This is a genomic window from Enterobacter cloacae complex sp. S1 (genome assembly GCF_014930525.1).
In the GTDB taxonomy this organism is placed as follows: domain Bacteria; phylum Pseudomonadota; class Gammaproteobacteria; order Enterobacterales; family Enterobacteriaceae; genus Enterobacter; species Enterobacter hormaechei_C.
The window spans coordinates 1-15,663 of sequence record NZ_JADBRE010000051.1; the positions used below are offsets into that span (position 1 = coordinate 1).

General features: G+C 47.2%; 18 protein-coding genes and 2 pseudogenes. 4 read left to right on the forward strand and 16 right to left on the reverse strand.

What is annotated here, in order from left to right; genetic code table 11:
• From IM290_RS21120 to IM290_RS21135, 4 genes and pseudogenes are all read right to left on the reverse strand, one after another.
• A pseudogene (locus IM290_RS21120) lies at positions 1–495 on the reverse strand (phage tail protein); the annotation flags it as partial.
• A gap of 103 nt (positions 496–598) precedes the next feature.
• Positions 599–1,024: pseudogene (locus IM290_RS21125) on the reverse strand (hypothetical protein); the annotation flags it as partial.
• Between the two features lies 1 nt (position 1,025).
• Positions 1,026–2,333 carry a terminase large subunit domain-containing protein gene (locus tag IM290_RS21130; RefSeq protein WP_193042393.1) on the reverse strand — a complete coding sequence of 436 codons (1,308 nt, stop codon included), beginning with the start codon at positions 2,331–2,333 and terminating at the stop codon, positions 1,026–1,028.
• Positions 2,311–3,300 carry a terminase small subunit gene (locus IM290_RS21135; protein WP_193042392.1) on the reverse strand — a complete coding sequence of 330 codons (990 nt, stop codon included), beginning with the start codon at positions 3,298–3,300 and terminating at the stop codon, positions 2,311–2,313. Before IM290_RS21135 ends, IM290_RS21130 begins: the two co-directional genes overlap by 23 nt.
• Positions 3,301–3,376: 76 nt before the next feature.
• On the opposite strand from IM290_RS21135, the gene IM290_RS21140 reads away from it, so the two are divergent.
• Entirely contained in the window at positions 3,377–3,781 is a 405-nt protein-coding gene (locus IM290_RS21140; protein WP_058686504.1) for a hypothetical protein, read from the forward strand.
• Positions 3,782–5,491: 1,710 nt separating this feature from the next.
• Here the strand turns inward: IM290_RS21140 and IM290_RS21145 are convergent.
• The 10 genes from IM290_RS21145 to IM290_RS21185 all read right to left on the reverse strand — a co-directional run bounded on the left by IM290_RS21145 (position 5,492) and on the right by IM290_RS21185 (position 10,839).
• Positions 5,492–5,761 carry a hypothetical protein gene (locus IM290_RS21145; protein ID WP_193042697.1) on the reverse strand — a complete coding sequence of 90 codons (270 nt, stop codon included), beginning with the start codon at positions 5,759–5,761 and terminating at the stop codon, positions 5,492–5,494.
• A gap of 7 nt (positions 5,762–5,768) precedes the next feature.
• Positions 5,769–6,398 carry a glycoside hydrolase family 19 protein gene (locus IM290_RS21150; protein WP_047057754.1) on the reverse strand — a complete coding sequence of 210 codons (630 nt, stop codon included), beginning with the start codon at positions 6,396–6,398 and terminating at the stop codon, positions 5,769–5,771.
• Positions 6,398–6,679 carry a phage holin family protein gene (locus tag IM290_RS21155; protein WP_047057764.1) on the reverse strand — a complete coding sequence of 94 codons (282 nt, stop codon included), beginning with the start codon at positions 6,677–6,679 and terminating at the stop codon, positions 6,398–6,400. The genes IM290_RS21150 and IM290_RS21155 overlap by 1 nt, the downstream gene beginning before the upstream one ends.
• On the reverse strand, positions 6,666–7,052 hold the full coding sequence (locus IM290_RS21160) for a phage holin family protein (RefSeq protein WP_193042696.1): 387 nt from the start codon (positions 7,050–7,052) through the stop codon (positions 6,666–6,668). The genes IM290_RS21155 and IM290_RS21160 overlap by 14 nt, the downstream gene beginning before the upstream one ends.
• Positions 7,053–7,840: 788 nt before the next feature.
• Positions 7,841–8,032, reverse strand: a complete 192-nt coding sequence (locus tag IM290_RS21710; RefSeq protein WP_020480526.1) for a hypothetical protein — start codon at positions 8,030–8,032, stop codon at positions 7,841–7,843.
• A 190-nt stretch (positions 8,033–8,222) separates the two neighbouring features.
• Positions 8,223–9,056, reverse strand: a complete 834-nt coding sequence (locus IM290_RS21165; RefSeq protein ID WP_193042695.1) for an antitermination protein — start codon at positions 9,054–9,056, stop codon at positions 8,223–8,225.
• Positions 9,053–9,415, reverse strand: coding sequence for a crossover junction endodeoxyribonuclease RusA (gene rusA / locus IM290_RS21170; protein WP_047057762.1), 363 nt, complete (start codon positions 9,413–9,415; stop codon positions 9,053–9,055). Before rusA ends, IM290_RS21165 begins: the two co-directional genes overlap by 4 nt.
• A 2-nt stretch (positions 9,416–9,417) precedes the next feature.
• A complete protein-coding gene (locus IM290_RS21175; RefSeq protein ID WP_071591740.1) occupies positions 9,418–9,624 on the reverse strand; it encodes a hypothetical protein in 207 nt (68 codons plus the stop codon).
• The gene (locus IM290_RS21180; RefSeq protein WP_069595775.1) at positions 9,624–10,226 is read right to left on the reverse strand and encodes a DUF1367 family protein; all 603 of its coding nucleotides are present in this window, start codon (positions 10,224–10,226) and stop codon (positions 9,624–9,626) included. The genes IM290_RS21175 and IM290_RS21180 overlap by 1 nt, the downstream gene beginning before the upstream one ends.
• Positions 10,227–10,614: 388 nt before the next feature.
• Positions 10,615–10,839: a DinI family protein gene (locus IM290_RS21185; protein ID WP_033488013.1), complete on the reverse strand. Its 225-nt coding sequence runs from the start codon at positions 10,837–10,839 to the stop codon at positions 10,615–10,617.
• A 322-nt stretch (positions 10,840–11,161) separates the two neighbouring features.
• Between IM290_RS21185 and hchA the strand changes: the two genes are divergently transcribed.
• A complete protein-coding gene (hchA, locus tag IM290_RS21190) occupies positions 11,162–12,034 on the forward strand; it encodes a glyoxalase III HchA (protein WP_193042694.1) in 873 nt (290 codons plus the stop codon).
• A gap of 64 nt (positions 12,035–12,098) precedes the next feature.
• Here hchA and IM290_RS21195 read toward each other — a convergent pair whose 3' ends face one another.
• Entirely contained in the window at positions 12,099–12,566 is a 468-nt protein-coding gene (locus tag IM290_RS21195; protein WP_047057741.1) for an Ivy family c-type lysozyme inhibitor, read from the reverse strand.
• 1,012 nt (positions 12,567–13,578) lie between these two features.
• Here IM290_RS21195 and IM290_RS21200 point away from each other — a divergent pair.
• Complete coding sequence (locus IM290_RS21200; protein ID WP_047057736.1) at positions 13,579–14,214, forward strand: transcriptional regulator; 636 nt, start codon at positions 13,579–13,581, stop codon at positions 14,212–14,214.
• Positions 14,215–14,261: 47 nt separating this feature from the next.
• Positions 14,262–14,483, forward strand: coding sequence for a YgdI/YgdR family lipoprotein (locus IM290_RS21205; RefSeq protein ID WP_069595774.1), 222 nt, complete (start codon positions 14,262–14,264; stop codon positions 14,481–14,483).
• Between the two features lie 652 nt (positions 14,484–15,135).
• On the opposite strand, the gene ivy is transcribed toward IM290_RS21205, so the two are convergent.
• Positions 15,136–15,582, reverse strand: coding sequence for an Ivy family C-type lysozyme inhibitor (ivy, locus tag IM290_RS21210; RefSeq protein WP_047057731.1), 447 nt, complete (start codon positions 15,580–15,582; stop codon positions 15,136–15,138).
• Positions 15,583–15,663 lie beyond the last annotated feature (81 nt).

Consider the following 15,663-nt stretch of genomic DNA (forward strand, 5'->3'; position numbering starts at 1 on the left):
AGCGCTGTTTCCCAAACCGAGGTTTGTGCGAGCGTCAGCGGCATTCGTTGCGCCGGTCCCGCCCTGCCCAATCGGGATAGCTCCATTACTCCCCTTCTGCGCCAGCTTACCGATCGCCGGAATGGTTACATGAGTGCCGTTGATGGTGACGGTGATGTTCTGGTTTGCTGAGGTGGTGGCGAACGTCTCCCACGCGCCGATGTTCTCGTCGTACTCTTTAATGAGCTGAGACATGGCCTGTGCCAGCCCATCAACCGAGATAATGTCTGACACAAGGATTCCATACTTCTGGCCGCTCAGCGCCGGGGAAGCAGCTGGCGTAACCGTCATTGACGTCGCACTGTTGATGGCCGTGATCTGAAACATCTGTACCGGGTTAGAAAGAACAAACAACGTCTGGCCAACCCGAATCTGGCTGGCGGGTGCCGTCCAGTTCGTGCCGGTGCCGGTGGCTGTATTTCCGTTAATGGCGATGGTGCCAGTGTTATAAAGCATATTTTCTCCAGGCAATAAAAAACCCCGCCGAAGCGAGGTTGATTAAAAAGACGGTTTATTCAGACGTACATATCGGGAAGAACGGGAAGGTTCAGTGGCGTTAGCGGAGAATGATCGCTTCGTCTGATGCCTCTGCATAGTCAACATAAAGCCCATCTCGCGCCACCTCCAGCACGTTCTCGACCACCAGCTGTGACTGCTGATAAATGCTGGTACCCGCCCCGTCAGCATTATCCAGCAGGTATTTCAGCTTCTCCGGGCCGTTAAACGTTGGGTCTTTGCGATACGCCATGCCAAGCATGCCGATCTTCGTATTGCCAGCAATGGCGTAAAATACAGCGCGGCGCAGATAGTCCTCGTTGCGCTTACGGTTGCGCGTGGATTTATCGGTTGGATCGAGATAAGGCAAGTACTTATTGCCCGCCGCTTTTACGGCCTCAGCGCCTTTGCAAAAGTCTCTGTATTTCCGCCAGGCAGCAGAAGCCGCCCGGTGTTCTGGTCGAACCCAGGTGATGTCGTCGTTTGCCATATCAGAAAGTGGTGTCCATGGTGATTGAGTATGCCGGTTTCACGATGGGGTAATCCTTCACAATGAAGTACCCACCTGCATCATTGGGGTGATCGTTATCCGCTGATTTATCCGGTTCGCCATTAGCCGCCCAGATTTGCTGCTCGAGGCTCTCGGTGTAGACCGGGCAATTCTGGACGTTGACCAGATAGCGGCGCTCACCGTTGGCGTTGCAGAACATGGCGTTCATTGAGTTAATGCGGTCTTTAACCGGCGGGTTGGCATCATCAACGATGACACTGAAGCCGGCATCGTTAAGCTGGGCAATATCCGTCTTGCTGGCGTTCTGCGATTTGCGGGAGTCGCCTGACGCATCCGGGTAGATGTAAATCTCCCGGCTCTTCACATAACGCCCATTCTCATATCGCCAGAACTCTTCCTGGATACGCTTAATCATCGCCGGCGTGTCGTAGACCTTCACCAGTTCGCGAACCGCGCGCGGTAGCCCGTTACGCTTTACGTGAACAATCGCGGCCATTTTTCCAACGTTGAAGTCCATACCGATAAACAGCGGATCCCCATCCTGAATCTCGTCAGAACAGTTGTTCAGCTTACGGTTAAAGGTGTGGTAAATGGTCCCGCTGTTGAGGTTAGTGAACTTCCCGCGCAGGTAAGCCTGAATCAGTTCATCAGGATAAGAACTCAGCAGCGACGGGATGTAATCCGGGGGCAGGTTCTTCGCGTTGTCGAACGTACTGGCCTGTATCAGACCGTACAGAGCAGAAAGCTCGGGCTTTTCACGCACCGCCTTCACAAACTGCTGGTAGACGAATTTGAACCCTTCCGGCGTGGTGGTGACGTCAATACCGTTACGCAGCCCGTCTACCTTGTAACGCATACGGGCTATGATTTTTCGCCATGCCTGTTGCGCTTTAGCAGCCGCCATGACGTCCAGTTCATCCACCATAGCATTACCGATTTTAAAGCCGACTATCGAGCCGGGCTTTTCCATCGAGCGGCAGATGGTTGTCCCGCGGTACCGTCGCCCCTCGTAGAAGTGAACCTCTTTGTTCCCCTCATTGATTATGACGCTCAGCCCCCAGTCAAAGGCCACTTCCTCAATCGTCGGGTAGAAGATGTCACGAATCTGCGGGTACGTCGGCGCGAAATAGCCTTGGTTAATCTTCGGGTGTTCCCACATTCCCTTACAGATGCCGCCACAACCCACCCACGTCTTACCGGAACCGAACCCGGCAACATAGGCTTTGAATTTGTGCTGCATCGCGAGGAAACGCGCCTGAGGAATGTTAAGCGTCGGGCTGATCCCCATCTTCCGCCCTCGCGTCCACTACGTTGATATTGATCTGCACTGGGGTCGGTTCGTCATCATCACCATCACCGGCCAGCTCTTTGCGGAGTTTCTCAACCTCCAGCTGCCGGCGGTCGATTTCGATCTGCTGGAGACGCTGAGCGAACTCGCTATCCGCCAGGCCAAGCCGTTTTATTACGGCTTCGAACATTCGCTCACGGCTGATAGCTGTTATCTCGACGCCATTCTTCCCCAACTTCACACCGGAATAAGCCAGAGCAGCAACAGGGGAGAGTTTCCGGGTGTCGGCGAAATACGGCTGGCCAATACCATCGCCGTTGCAGCGCGGACAGCCAAGGTTAGGCTCTCGGGTGTGATCGTAGCCATAGCCGCCAACATCAGCGGGCTCGCGACTCTTCCGCTCAAGCGCTTCGAGGCGTTTCTCTTCGAACTCCACCATATCGCGCCACTGGTACTGGTGACCGAAGCCCCAGCAGTAACGACACGCGCCGCGGCGATACTGCGATAGCTGGTTTGCATCGAAGGTGGCAAGCTGCCACATCTGCGCGAGGACTTCATCGGCACCGCCAAGCGTGCGCGCAATGGAGGCTTTCTGCTGCTGCGCAATGGCCTGGGCAACGTTAGGATTCGTTATGAGCTGGCGACCGTAGTTTGGGTCACTATAACCAGCACGTGCAGCGGCAGCGGTGGCGTTGTTGTCCTTCAGGTACTCCGCGACAAATAAGCGTTGCTGAGCCGTAAGTCCATCATCATCCATCAGCTCATTTGCGCTTTGTTCTTTCTGCGCACTGCGCACTTTTTTCTGCGCAGATTTTTGCGCAGTTTGCGCAGAAGGTTTTTTGATATATCGACGGGCGGTAGCGTAATTCAGTCCCTGCGCTTCACACCACTCCTTCGGTGATACGCCGGTTGCGGCATGTTCGGACAGGAACCGTTGCTGAAGCACGCCCCAGTCCGGTTTAGCCATAAAATCCTCTTTAGTTTTCTTCGTAAATGATCAATATTACTTACAATACGTTAATAATGAAAAAGTTGAGATTATAATGACATATAAAGATGAAACAAAAACTGAAGTAAAACCAAGCACTAATGCCATTTTTGATGAAAGCTCTAAAAATGAAAAGAACAGCCTCGTTGACTCCCCTGAAAGTGAATTAATTAGCACTGCGCTGACGTCATCGAACATAGGGGAAAAGAAATTTAGGTGGATATGTTTATTGCTAATAGTCTCAGTTTTAGCAAATATTGGTTTTACACTCTGGGTTTCACAAACCGACCCCTTAAAAGGCATCGCTTTTTATGCTTCAAACTGGGCTGTTACCGGCGCGATTATTGATTTCGCCAATTTGCCTACTGGTAAAGAGAAAAATAGTATCACGGGCATCCTTAAGCTTATCCCTGCGCTGAGCAGTGCTGTTCTCTATTCTGTTTTGCACTATATAGGTTGATAATACTTGACTAAAAATGGAGAGGCGCTTTATCAAATCAAGCCCCCTCCAATTAATTTCAAAAAACCACCATTTAAAATAATCATTGAGAATATTGTGTTGATTGTATATTTTCATTATAAAAAAAGATAATCTTCGGTTGTTTGTCATACCCATTATTATACCGATAAAACCGCCCGTAGGCGGCTTGATAGCCACAATTAGATTCTAACTATCTGAGCCACAACCTGGGCATAAATGATAATTACCCTCATATTCCTCATGCTCATCCAGCCACACTTCGAATGAGCTAACTTCAGGTACCATACAGTCAAGATAATCATCAAATCGATCCATCATTACAACATCGTCATAGCTCTCAGCATCGGCCTCCCATAAAGAGACAACATAGAATTCTTCACCACGGTCACAACATGGGAATGCTTTTGTTCACTCATTTTTATCTCATTAGCTAAAGCCATTAACTTACTTCAGCAAAGGATTTATGCACATTCCAATATCAAGACCACCGGCAGACTAGCGTTGTAATGGCTGCCACCTATCGGAGCATTTCCCCTTATTAACCCTCACCACGGTATGCTATACCTGCTCGCCATTACGCGACTCGGGGCAGCATTATGGCTGCTGCATGGCCTTATGGCTGCGGTCAACCCGCTTATTGCTTCAAGATCTTTAGCCCATCCACAAGTGAAAACAACCTGAGGAAATTCTTAATATCCCACGCTTACGCTTGTTGTTATCTGCCTGGCTGCCAGGCTATACATGACTCTGATGCGGAGAATGCCAACTCCGGGGAACATCAATAAAAAGAGCAACGAAACTGAGACTCCTGTAGCCCTCTCTGAGAGGGCTTTTTTTTGCAAAAAAAAGCCAGCTCGGACAGAACTGGCTGGGTCTAGCAGTAAGTAGGTATTACTTCGCACTCATTTCGACGTGTACCCTATTCCTTTAGTCAAGCATTCAGATGCCGGGTGCCTCCCGGTGGACTTGCATCACTCTGCAAACCCGCAACGTTACGTCCAGCAGTGACTGGTTGCCCCTCCGCTCAGGGGGATTCATCTGTATGGCAGAGATATCGAATCACTCGTGCCATTAAAATGTAGCTGACAGACAAAATAAAGTTGTGAGCATTGTTAAAATTCTTCGCTAATCATTCATTCCGCATACCCATCAGGCATTAGAAGAAAGTAGATTTTCGTTCCTTTGAGTTATTTATTTAATACACCTTTTTACTTTTGAGAAATGGATTACATTTACATTCTCTTGTAATGATGACCCCTTTGGTCTCCCTTCCGAATTGCAGGATTTCATTTCGGAAGGGACTTTTTTCCTTTCCCGCCTTGATAAATACTCATTGTTTTCTAGACTCTTACATAGACTTTGCTATGTCAGGTGAAGTCGTCGTTCAGGACTACCCGTGTGCTCAAGGATGAGCCACCCTGATTTGTTCAAGCTTTTCCCTGCTAATTAATCATCTGCGCCACAAGAATTGTCCATTTGTATAACAGAATTCTCAATATTTGCTACGGTTAAAGTCCAGAGGAGAGACTGTGTCCGAACCTCAGGGATGAGGCTCAATTTTTCCCGCAATTTGCTTTCCATGCTTTGTTATGCGCCAGGATGTCACGCTTCGTCTGCTTATCCAGTACATCCCAGTCGTGATGCGTACCGTAAATGGGTTTAACCCAGTCGCATGCAGTGTCCACCACCTCAACCCTTACGGGTCCATTTGTCCCGCAGCTCGCGATCAACATCGACGCCAGGCATATGGTTAACAGTCTGATGTACATTGCTGGCCTCTTTCGTTGCTTCTACCCGGCGTTCGGCTACCGTGACCGTTGCCGCTGCGTTATCTTCTGCGCGCTGCTGGTCGGCTTTCACTTCCGCTTTGCTGGTGCCGCGAATATTGCCTAGGCCAAAAGCGCCGGCAATAGCGGAAATAACCAACGCGGCCAGCCCGATTATCGTTTCGATCCCCACATTCACCTCACACCAGAACGGATTTCGCCAGGTTAAACAACGCGCGGCGTTTATCCAACCCGTTTTTGCCGCCATTGATAAGAAGCGTCACGCGCTCCACGTCGCCGGAATGAAGCAGGCAACCTCGGGAAACATAAAACCATGCAGCTGAGCGCGCGGCGTATTCATCCTGTTCAAGCAGCTCCGGGTGGGTAACAAGTTCCAGTTTCAACGCCTGGCCACAACTGCGATAGTTGCTCAGGCCGGTAATCTGTTTCAGCCCACGACCGCGATATTTCCAGCCATCACCGGCAACCTGATTGCCAAGATGTTCTTTTCCCCACTCTCCACCGTATACCAGATTGGCGATCGCTTTCTGGTTTGCTGGTTGCGTTGTCGTTCTGCCAAGTGCAGCGGCTTGCTGAGATGTGATGCGGTGGCTGCCGAACGTCGGCACCAAGTTTTCTGCCGCATAATTAAGATTTTCCACCACACAGGTAAATCTGGAGCTTTCATGCCCCATCTGGGCAATAAACATCGCCTGATCAAGCGGTGTGGTTATGCCGTATTCCTTCATAGCGGCGTCGATATGCGGAAACCAGCGCGCAGCTAACCCGGCGCTGATACCAGCCGCCTTCTGAAATTGTGTTTGATTCATTAGTGCCTCAGATGATCAACCAGACGTGCAACGTTGCCTTTGACGGCCACCAGCACGGAAAGGAATATGATGTTTGCCGCAATGGTGGCCCATGATGAATGCGGGTAAATCCCACACAGGTACGCCAGCGGTACAGCGCTATAAGTGACGGTAATCAGCCAGGCAAAACGCGAAATCCATGGCCGATGCCGCGAATCACCGCGGCGATAAAACATCAGAGTAATTACAACTCCGGCGCAGAGCAGCGCGTTGATAGTTGCTGTTGGGTCATTTAGTACCACCTGAACCTCCCCGGCGCGTTATCAGCGCCACCAGCGAGCCAATGTCCTGCTTGTTCAGGAACGTAAGGATTTGAATGGCTAACGCAGAAGCTATTACGGCACCGATAGCATCCAGAGGCTTCTCGGTGTACCCCGTCCAGGATGTAAGTTTTGAACCCAACAGCCCCGAACAAAGAATGCCGACGATATACGACACGAAGAAGTATGCCAACCGACGTAACACACTTAGGTCAGCCGCTGTCGCTATGTAAAATACGGCGCCCGCAAATGCACCAAAAACAACACCGTAGTCAGTTCCGGTCAATAGACCGTAGACACTGGCTCCAGTCAAAGCTAAACCGGCCAGCCCCGTGCCGGAAAATGGATCGGACATCGGCCCCCCTCATATTGCTGTGAATCCTCTCAGTAAATTTGAGGGGAAATAAAAAAGGCCGCCCTTAGGCAGCCTGTGTTCTTCGAAGTATGTTCACAAAGGTGGGGATATAGGTCCTTCCAGAACGACCGCTTCACCGTTATGGCAAAGATCGTAGCCACGAGTTAGATGCCAGACGCCTCTGATTATTTTTCCTGTAACCATATCTTCAGTTTTACCGTGCGAAAAGTAGGCGATCTGGACACAGTCATTGTGTCTAATCCAATAATATCCCTCTTTCATAATTCACCTCTTAAATTGTTTCATTTAGAAGTGTATATGACGATTCAGAACCTGGTGGTCGACAAAACGTTTTTTTGAGGATGTGGCGCCGGGTGCCTCCCGGTGACTTATCTCTGGTCGTCAAAGTCGCGTGCATACCTGCACATAGCAGTTAACCAGACGCCCCATCGCTTAGACGGGATTCACCACATTCATAACTAAAACAAGAAACATTCATCTGGTCAATGGATGATTAATAAATGAAAAAAAAGCCTGCTCGGAAAAGCAGGCATAAATAGCTAAGTTGGCAATAACTGAGGGAGTGGTGCCGGGTGCCTCCCGGTGGAAATGATCACAGCATTCATTTCCGCGCGCTGGTTGGACACTCTGGAGAAATGTCCTGCTGAATCGCCCCTCCGCTTAGGGGGATCCACCACAAAAATGCTTTCAGAAACATCCATTACTCAGGATGCTTAAAAAGCATATGTGCAGTATGAAGAATCTGCCACGTAATCAGATGAATATATTCATTTAAATGGTACAGGCAGAAGGACTTCAATCACCTCTACCTCTCCGTTATGGCAAATGTCGTCTCCCTGCGTCAGATGCCAGACACCAGTTATCAACTGGCCCGTTTCAAGGTCATCGGTTACACCATCGGTGTAGTAGGTTACCTGAATTCTGCCGTTGTGCTGTAGCCAGTAGCAACCCTCTTCCATTTTCCCACCAGCATGGCTGGGAAATTAGAAGTTACTACGGGGTTGTATGGTTTTAGTAATTCTTAAATTGCTATAAAGCAAAAAGCCCTACGGGTTAACCGCAGGGCTTTAAACGAAGGCAATAACCCATCGTTAGAGCAAAATTACCACAGATTCGGGAAAAGTAAATAGCTCACGATAAAATAACGCCCTATTTTGTTATCTGCTTCAACTGCGCGTCGGCCCATGCCTCTTCGATGTCAAATTTGGTGATTAGCTGATCGTAAAAGGGCTTAACAGACTTCTTCCAGGTATCCAGGCTGATTGTATCTGTTATCTGGCGCACCGCAGCGTAAGCCTCAGTTGAGGGGATACGCTCATATCCACGTCCGCCGCAGCGCTTGCAATCAGCTAAAATCGGAACGCCCCGCTGTTCAGTAAGAACCTGATTAATGGCTTTTCCGCGACCATGGCAATCTCTACAGGCACAACTTACTACCTTCTTGCCCTTACACTGAGGGCACAGAACGCGCGCTATCTCCCTGACCGGTCTGCGAATCTCGAACTCAGAAGGTCGAACATCTTCGACGCCCATGAGCAAAGACATCTTCACGAACTTCTTCTCTTTTGCCGGAGTGTGAGACTTCGTGCTGAAAACCTCCGCGTCAACAAACCCTTCCCCATTGCAGACATCGCACTGCTTCACGCTGGCGGCGCTGCGGGAATAGTCTTCGAACGCGAAGGTGGCCAACTGATGCATTACCAGTGGTTTAATCTCTGCATCAAGCTTCCGTAATGCCGCAACCCGATCGCACTTAGTCAGCGCGTACTGAGCCAACAGCTCGATCGCCCTCTCCCGGTCAGTATTGCTGATCCCCATCTTCCCGAGAAAAGCGCTATAACCCATGGCGGCCCGTTCCTGCGTCATGCCCATAGCGGCCATAATATCCGTTCCGGTTAATGAGTCTGACGCAGTAGCACGCGGAGAGTCGCTAATCATTGTCGATTTGGCGAAGTGATATTTGAGGGTATATTCAAGATTCATGCGGTCTCCAGCTCGGTAATGGTGAGTTCTAATTTCCCGCCCTTAACGACAGGCATCTTCACAACGCGATAGTCGACTACCTGGCAATCATCCAGCCATAATCCCGCCTTAGTTAAAGCGTCGAATGCAGCTTTTTGGAGGTTATCCAGATCGCGGCGCCGGCGGTCGGGCATGTGACATTCAATTCGGATTTTGAGTGGTGCAGCCGTTCGGATGTTTAGCCTAGCGCTTCGAATGACACTGGCCACGGCATAGCGGTACGCGACGCCCTCAGCGCTAATGTGTGTACGCCCGCGGTTGTGCCGGTAATACCGGTTGTTACTCGGTGGCCAGGGCAAAGTGATTTGATATGTATTCACGTTCATCCCCACATCCGGTTTCGCCAGCGGCTATCCGGGCGCGCTGGTGTATGTGAGGTCGGAAGTAATGCACTGACAGTCCAGGTCACGTAATCCTGGTTCAGGCTGCGCTCCACTCTCACACCGCGCGCTCTGTAACGCTTAACCAGTTCGTCGGCCTGTTCGGTACTGCATTCGGTATGATGGAACCATGAATGTTGCATGCCCATCACCCCGCAAAGCCAAGCAGCTGCGCGGCGACATTTTCGGCCTCATCGCGACTTCGGAATGAACGAGACAGGACCCAGCGCCAAAGAACATCGAGCGCAGCTTTATAAAGTTGCTGGAACTCGAGTTCGTCCATGTTGGCGAATGAGATGCTACGTGGATGCTTTTTGAGTGTGCCGTCAGGTAGCTGAATAGCATCAAAGTGCCCTGCCTCGACGATTACCCATGAGCGGTAAGCATCGAATGACTTGCACAGGCTAATGCCATTCGTGACCCGGCGGTATGCGACTTGCTCCAGATACTGCTCAGCAGCATCGATCAGCGCGTTCTCATTCCCGCCATAAGAAGCCAGGAACTTTGCGTAGCCGGTGATTAGCTTCCGCTCGTTACTCGAGATAGCCCCGCCGATTGGTTCCCAGTATTCAAAACCGAGATTGAGAAGCGCGAAAAATCGCCGATGGAATGCCGGGTTTCGTAGTCGCCTGAACTCGGCAACAAGAACATCGCCGAGCCGGGTTTTGGATTGCAGGATATCACTGGTCTCGGGTGTGGCCGGGATCAGTATTCCTGAATGGTGTTTGATAAGTTGTAATTCCAGCGCCATGGTTCTCTCCGTGGCGCATCAGGTATAGGGTGTTCAGGCCTATGAAAGAATGATATCAGACGGTGGTGTAATTCGGTACCCAAGCCGTTTTGCAAATTGCATAAATCCGTTAAGAGTGAAGATTTCTTCCTCTTCGAGTAAGGGTCGTAATGAAACTATTCCATTTACTCGATAAACCAGATATCTCCCTTCCGCCGGGAAGCTATAGATAACTGCTTTATCGGCCCTTCTGACCACGTCGTACCATTGATCATCTGCATTAAAGGCATCTACACTACACACTATTTCCCCCAGAGCGACTTATTGACGCGGCAAACAGTAATCGGGAACAGCCAGGGGAACGCAAACAGCGATACTCTTTGAAACTGCTCCAGTCAAATTCACGCGATTAATAAAACCACTCGTCCGCGCTTTCCCAAGTCTCCTGCACGATATGTTCGACCTCTTTCTTGTCGCCCCCGAAAACAGTCAAACCATCATTACTGGCACGCTTAATTGTTAGCTGGCAATGATCAAACTGCTTGCTGAGTCTTTTGAGCAATTCTGACTCGAGTGCAGGTATAGCACCATCAGGAAGTTTCTTCATGCGATCAATGGTTAACTCGATTTTCATTTTTCCCTCCGCAACGAACAACTGTATACATATACAGTATATATAAACGTATCTCACGGATTTTGCAACGCATTAAAAGCACAAAATTTACACTATCAGTTTGAAAGGACATAAAAAATCGTCGAGGTAAGTCACCATTAAATTTTATACGCATTTCACCATCTGGCGCAGTCGAAGCGCGAAGGACGAAGGTTGAAAACATCTTTGTATATGGCTGGCAAACCGCCGCAAATTCTGATTTACGCGTATAACAGAGCCAGTATTACAGGGATAGATTAAAATAGTTTGATAACTTTAACTCCCTGTGGCTGAGGACATGCCGATGAAAGAAATGAAAAGCAAGAGCCCAAGAATTGATCCTGCTGAAGAGAACGCCTTTTTCCCGTCTGACTATTCCCTGAGTGAATTTACCAATCCGGTGACCGATTTAAGTAACTATGAATATTCTAATCCCTACCAGGGAAACAAGAAGGTACTAGTGATCGCAGCAGATGAACGCTATCTGCCCACGAACAACGGATCCCTCTTTTCCACAGGAAATCATCCTGTGGAAACACTGGTTCCAATGTATCACATGCGTGCCGCCGGGTTTGATTTTGAAATAGTCACACTTTCCGGAAATATGGCAAAGTTTGAATTCTGGGCGATGCCCTCTCAGGATAAGTTAATTATGCCGTTCTATGAACGCTATCGTGATGCGTTCAGGCATCCACGCAAGCTGTCGGATATACGTTTGGGTCTGGAGGCTCAAAGCGACTATGCAGCCATCTTCATACCAGGTGGCCACGGTGCGCTAATTGCTCTGTCTGAAAGCCAGGCAGTAGCAGAGACGCTTCGTTGGGCGATGAGTAATGGCACATTTGTCATATCGTTGTGTCACGGACCTGCCGCTTTCCTCTCGCTCAGGCACGGCATAAATCCCCTTCACGGGTATTCGATATGTGCATTTCCGGACAGTGCGGACAGGCAAACCCCCGATATCGGATATATGCCGGGACATCTAACATGGTATTTCGGAGAAAAACTGTGTGAAATGGGTATTAACATTGTTAATAATGACATCACAGGTTCAGTTCACAAAGATCGTAACGTGCTGACTGGCGACAGCCCATTTGCCGCCAATGCTCTGGGGCGGCTCGCTGCAACAGAGTTACTCTCCGCTTATGCCGCTCAAAATGAAAGTCCATTGCTCTAAAACGCGGCGGCTTTTCTGCCGCCGCCTTCATTTTGCTTTGCCTTAAACCTAAGCGGATCTGTCGTCATTCTTCCGCCTTTTGAGGCATTATATTCATACTAGTAAAATTCTCCCGTAGCTTTTCAAGGCTCCCTGACAATGCGGCAAACAACAGAGCCTTTCCATCAGGGAGTTCATCACTAATCCCAAGCCACTTAAGTTGCTGTTGCTCAGGGGTTTCGGTAAAGGCGAACACACCAGATAAAATATTTCGTAGTGGAGAGTAAGCAATTACGATTTTTTCGCGTTCACAATCATCAGGGTTACAGGCTTTCATGACGTAATAGTGTTCTTCACGAATGGTCATTTCTAGAGTTGGATAATTCGATGCGTTACGGATCACCCAAGTCGGCAGCTGATTTGCTTTCACCATCTGATGAAAACAGTTTTGCGTCGATGAATTGTTAGCGAGCATATTAATAGTTATGTTATCGTTAGCAGAACTTCCTTCCGCTAAGAACAATAATGAGAGACCGATAAGGCTCCTGTACATGATAACCTCCTATTCAGACATTACTCTTTTTGGACTTCCGGGGAAGCCACGTTAGTAAACGTCTTATGTAAAGCATAACTACTTTTACTGGTTTTGTACGTATACCCAAGAGAGTGGAAATAACGTCATTGTTATAAAAAAGTAAAGATTGAACATATTATGTACATATTTTGATTGATTTATACCCTATCTTTTAAGTATATAAGACGTTCCTCAACCCACTTAAAACATATCTGAAAAAATAATTTCTCAATAACACTCTCTAGGAATTATCTGTAACAGCAGCACTTTAAAAATACCCAGCCACATTATTTTATTTATGTTTCCTACAAGTCCACCCTTCTACCACTTAGAATATTTCCCAAATAATAACATAAGCATAGCTCAACTGCCTGAAGATACTCTGTTACTAAATAGGAAATACTTAATCGATATTTATGAATACACATTCAAATCTCACCAATATTTAATAATTAAAAGTTGTATGCATAATTGTCTTGTAACTTGTCTGACCAGACTCCGAATGTTATGTTATAACAAATACTTCGGAGGTATGCAGTTCAGGACGCAGAAGTAAAGATAAGGGGATGTGTTATGCGTAATTTGAAGTCTCTAATTAGCCTATCAGTTATCTATCTCCTGTGTTTCTTTATGATAGCCATATCACATAAAACTAATGCTAGTTCGTTTTATGTGAAGAACTACAGTCTGCCAAGCTATACCGAGTTTCATGGCAAAATTAAAAGTGGTGAATTTGATGAATACCATGTGTTTCTGCAGAAGTCTCAGCACCTCAGATTGGAGATATCAGATAAACGCTTTGAACTGAGAGTGACTGGCCCGGATCACAGAGGAAGTAAGATGAACACCCGACTGGATAATAGTAATGTTTTCATCGCCCCAGTATCCGGTATGTATAAGATTATTGTTAAAAGCACGCATCGGGATCAACAGTGTAATTGCTATGTTCTAGCAATTAACTTTACGGATTGAGATGACGCATTATGTGTAAATGGAAAAATATATCTATTTTATTAACAGTAAAAACATCAGTATTTTACTTACGGATGACTTCTACCTTTTTTATGGTTTAAAACAGATAACCGGCTTGCCTTTGGTTCATATGACATATGATGGAATCACTCATCCTCCGGCTATTATAAGAGGAAAAGGTAAGATTCGGGTACTTATTGATGGCCGAATTTTCAAGGAAGGTAACTGGAGGGGGTTCAATAAACTACGCGAGTCGCTAAAAAAAGGCGCTGACTGGATTTGGCTTGATATATCCGGGCACGGACGTTTTTACCCTGAAGATTGTGAGTATCATATTTATGTCAATCTAAGGGGAAGTATGCATGACTCAATTATGTCCTTATATCATGCTTATTTAAGACGCCGAATTAGTATGATTTACCATCACTATCCGCGACTGACTGTAAAAGAGTTAGATATTCTTCAGAGTCTACTTGATAACGACAGCATTGCTGAAATTCAAAAAAAATTTTGTCTTGTTGAAAAGACTGCTACCTGTTACCGAAGCAGGATTGTACAAAAATTTGGTTACCGAGGATACGGTATGTTTATGCGGTATTATGAACGAAACAAAGAAATAATTGACAAAAAATGGAGGCATAAATGTAAGCGGTAATTAAAATTTTTTATAAACTTTTATACCTTAAATCTAAGGAGCACTCGATGAAAAAAGTTGTAACTCTTTCCCTCCTCACTGCCGTCACTATATTTACCGTAGGATGCGCTAAACATTCATACAGTATTGTCACTCAGGACGGACGAACAATTATTAGTGAAGTAAAACCTAAAGAAACTAGCGCCGGATTAGTAGGGTATGTGGATGCGAATGGTGTCAGACAGCAGATTAACCGCGCAGAAGTGAAAGAAATCACCCAGATCAGGTAAGTCAGATTTCAAGGCAGCAGTTTTATGCCATCAACCCGGAGCGTAAATAAATCTACGCTCCTTAACTAGCTCTCTCGAAATGGCTGCTAAGGTACCTGTTTCCTGCCCCTTTTCCCTTTCCCCTTTTCAATTGTGCAGGCACGAACTTTCTATTTCAGTTCAAGGGAATCGTTTCTTTCTTGAAAGTAGCAGTAAAATATAGACTTTTGATGAAGCAACGCTACTGGGCACCGAAGCTGCATTCATTTGGTGAAGTTAATCAAGTAAGGCTACATTTAACCTACACTTGATGGATATAAGCGTGATATGTCGAAACTTCCTACCACGCCGGACAGGTTGATAGACAGGTAATATGTGTCATTAATGCAGAATGGCGATATTAGCTTGGTAACAGGATTTAACGCCCCCAAAAAACGTTGTTTTAGGACTGGTACTTTATGGTGGCCGGGAAACAACTCATATTTAACAGGCGTAAATTATGAAATAAAAAAACGTCGGGCAGACATAACCCGACGTGGTACTCAAAAGCAGGATTACATTTTAGCCATAGCCAGAGTAATGACGTAATACCTGCCGGCAAGTTCCCAAGAGGTAGCGACTTATTAATGAAACTTAAAGACAATCACACACAACAGCAGTAGAGGCTCCATAGTTACTTGAAGTTAAAGGCATCTGGATGGTTTTGAAGGCTGCCACTTAGAGCAGCAAAAAGGACCGTCCTACCATCTATCGAGATATCACTTCCTGAATTCAGCCACACCAATTTCTGCTTATTTTCTTCTCCAGATTGTTTAGAAAACACCCCTGACATGCTCTTGCTATCTGGTGCGTACAAGATCGCAATTTGTTCTGCTGCACAATCATGGGGTTTGCAGGCAGAAACAACCTGGTAGGTTTTATTGTCCAAGGTTACCTTGGTCGCTGGTGTACTGGTTCCGCCTTTCATCACCCAGTCCGGCAGGTTATGATCCTTCGACATCTCATGAAATGCTTTACTGGTTTCACTATCCGTCGCCAGACTGCTTACTGTCATCTCAGTTTGCGCATAGGCAGCAGTTGCAGTTAACAGGGATAAAGTTGTCACAATTAGCTTAAGCATATGTTTTCCTCTAAAAGTTAAAGCTCCAGCTTAGGATAATGTCAAAAAAAAGTACTGCATTTGTACATATCTATAGTGGAT

What these genes read in the sequence shown, in the direction of transcription:
- IM290_RS21130 (WP_193042393.1), bottom strand. Translation starts at nt 2,333, where the DNA reads ATGGGGATCAGCCCGACGCTTAACATTCCTCAGGCGCGTTTCCTCGCG.
- IM290_RS21135 (WP_193042392.1), bottom strand. Translation starts at nt 3,300, where the DNA reads ATGGCTAAACCGGACTGGGGCGTGCTTCAGCAACGGTTCCTGTCCGAA.
- IM290_RS21140 (WP_058686504.1), top strand. Translation starts at nt 3,377, where the DNA reads ATGACATATAAAGATGAAACAAAAACTGAAGTAAAACCAAGCACTAAT.
- IM290_RS21150 (WP_047057754.1), bottom strand. Translation starts at nt 6,398, where the DNA reads ATGAATCAAACACAATTTCAGAAGGCGGCTGGTATCAGCGCCGGGTTA.
- IM290_RS21160 (WP_193042696.1), bottom strand. Translation starts at nt 7,052, where the DNA reads ATGTCCGATCCATTTTCCGGCACGGGGCTGGCCGGTTTAGCTTTGACT.
- IM290_RS21710 (WP_020480526.1), bottom strand. Translation starts at nt 8,032, where the DNA reads ATGGAAGAGGGTTGCTACTGGCTACAGCACAACGGCAGAATTCAGGTA.
- IM290_RS21165 (WP_193042695.1), bottom strand. Translation starts at nt 9,056, where the DNA reads ATGAATCTTGAATATACCCTCAAATATCACTTCGCCAAATCGACAATG.
- IM290_RS21175 (WP_071591740.1), bottom strand. Translation starts at nt 9,624, where the DNA reads ATGGGCATGCAACATTCATGGTTCCATCATACCGAATGCAGTACCGAA.
- IM290_RS21180 (WP_069595775.1), bottom strand. Translation starts at nt 10,226, where the DNA reads ATGGCGCTGGAATTACAACTTATCAAACACCATTCAGGAATACTGATC.
- IM290_RS21185 (WP_033488013.1), bottom strand. Translation starts at nt 10,839, where the DNA reads ATGAAAATCGAGTTAACCATTGATCGCATGAAGAAACTTCCTGATGGT.
- hchA (WP_193042694.1), top strand. Translation starts at nt 11,162, where the DNA reads ATGAAAGAAATGAAAAGCAAGAGCCCAAGAATTGATCCTGCTGAAGAG.
- IM290_RS21195 (WP_047057741.1), bottom strand. Translation starts at nt 12,566, where the DNA reads ATGTACAGGAGCCTTATCGGTCTCTCATTATTGTTCTTAGCGGAAGGA.
- IM290_RS21200 (WP_047057736.1), top strand. Translation starts at nt 13,579, where the DNA reads ATGGAAAAATATATCTATTTTATTAACAGTAAAAACATCAGTATTTTA.
- IM290_RS21205 (WP_069595774.1), top strand. Translation starts at nt 14,262, where the DNA reads ATGAAAAAAGTTGTAACTCTTTCCCTCCTCACTGCCGTCACTATATTT.
- ivy (WP_047057731.1), bottom strand. Translation starts at nt 15,582, where the DNA reads ATGCTTAAGCTAATTGTGACAACTTTATCCCTGTTAACTGCAACTGCT.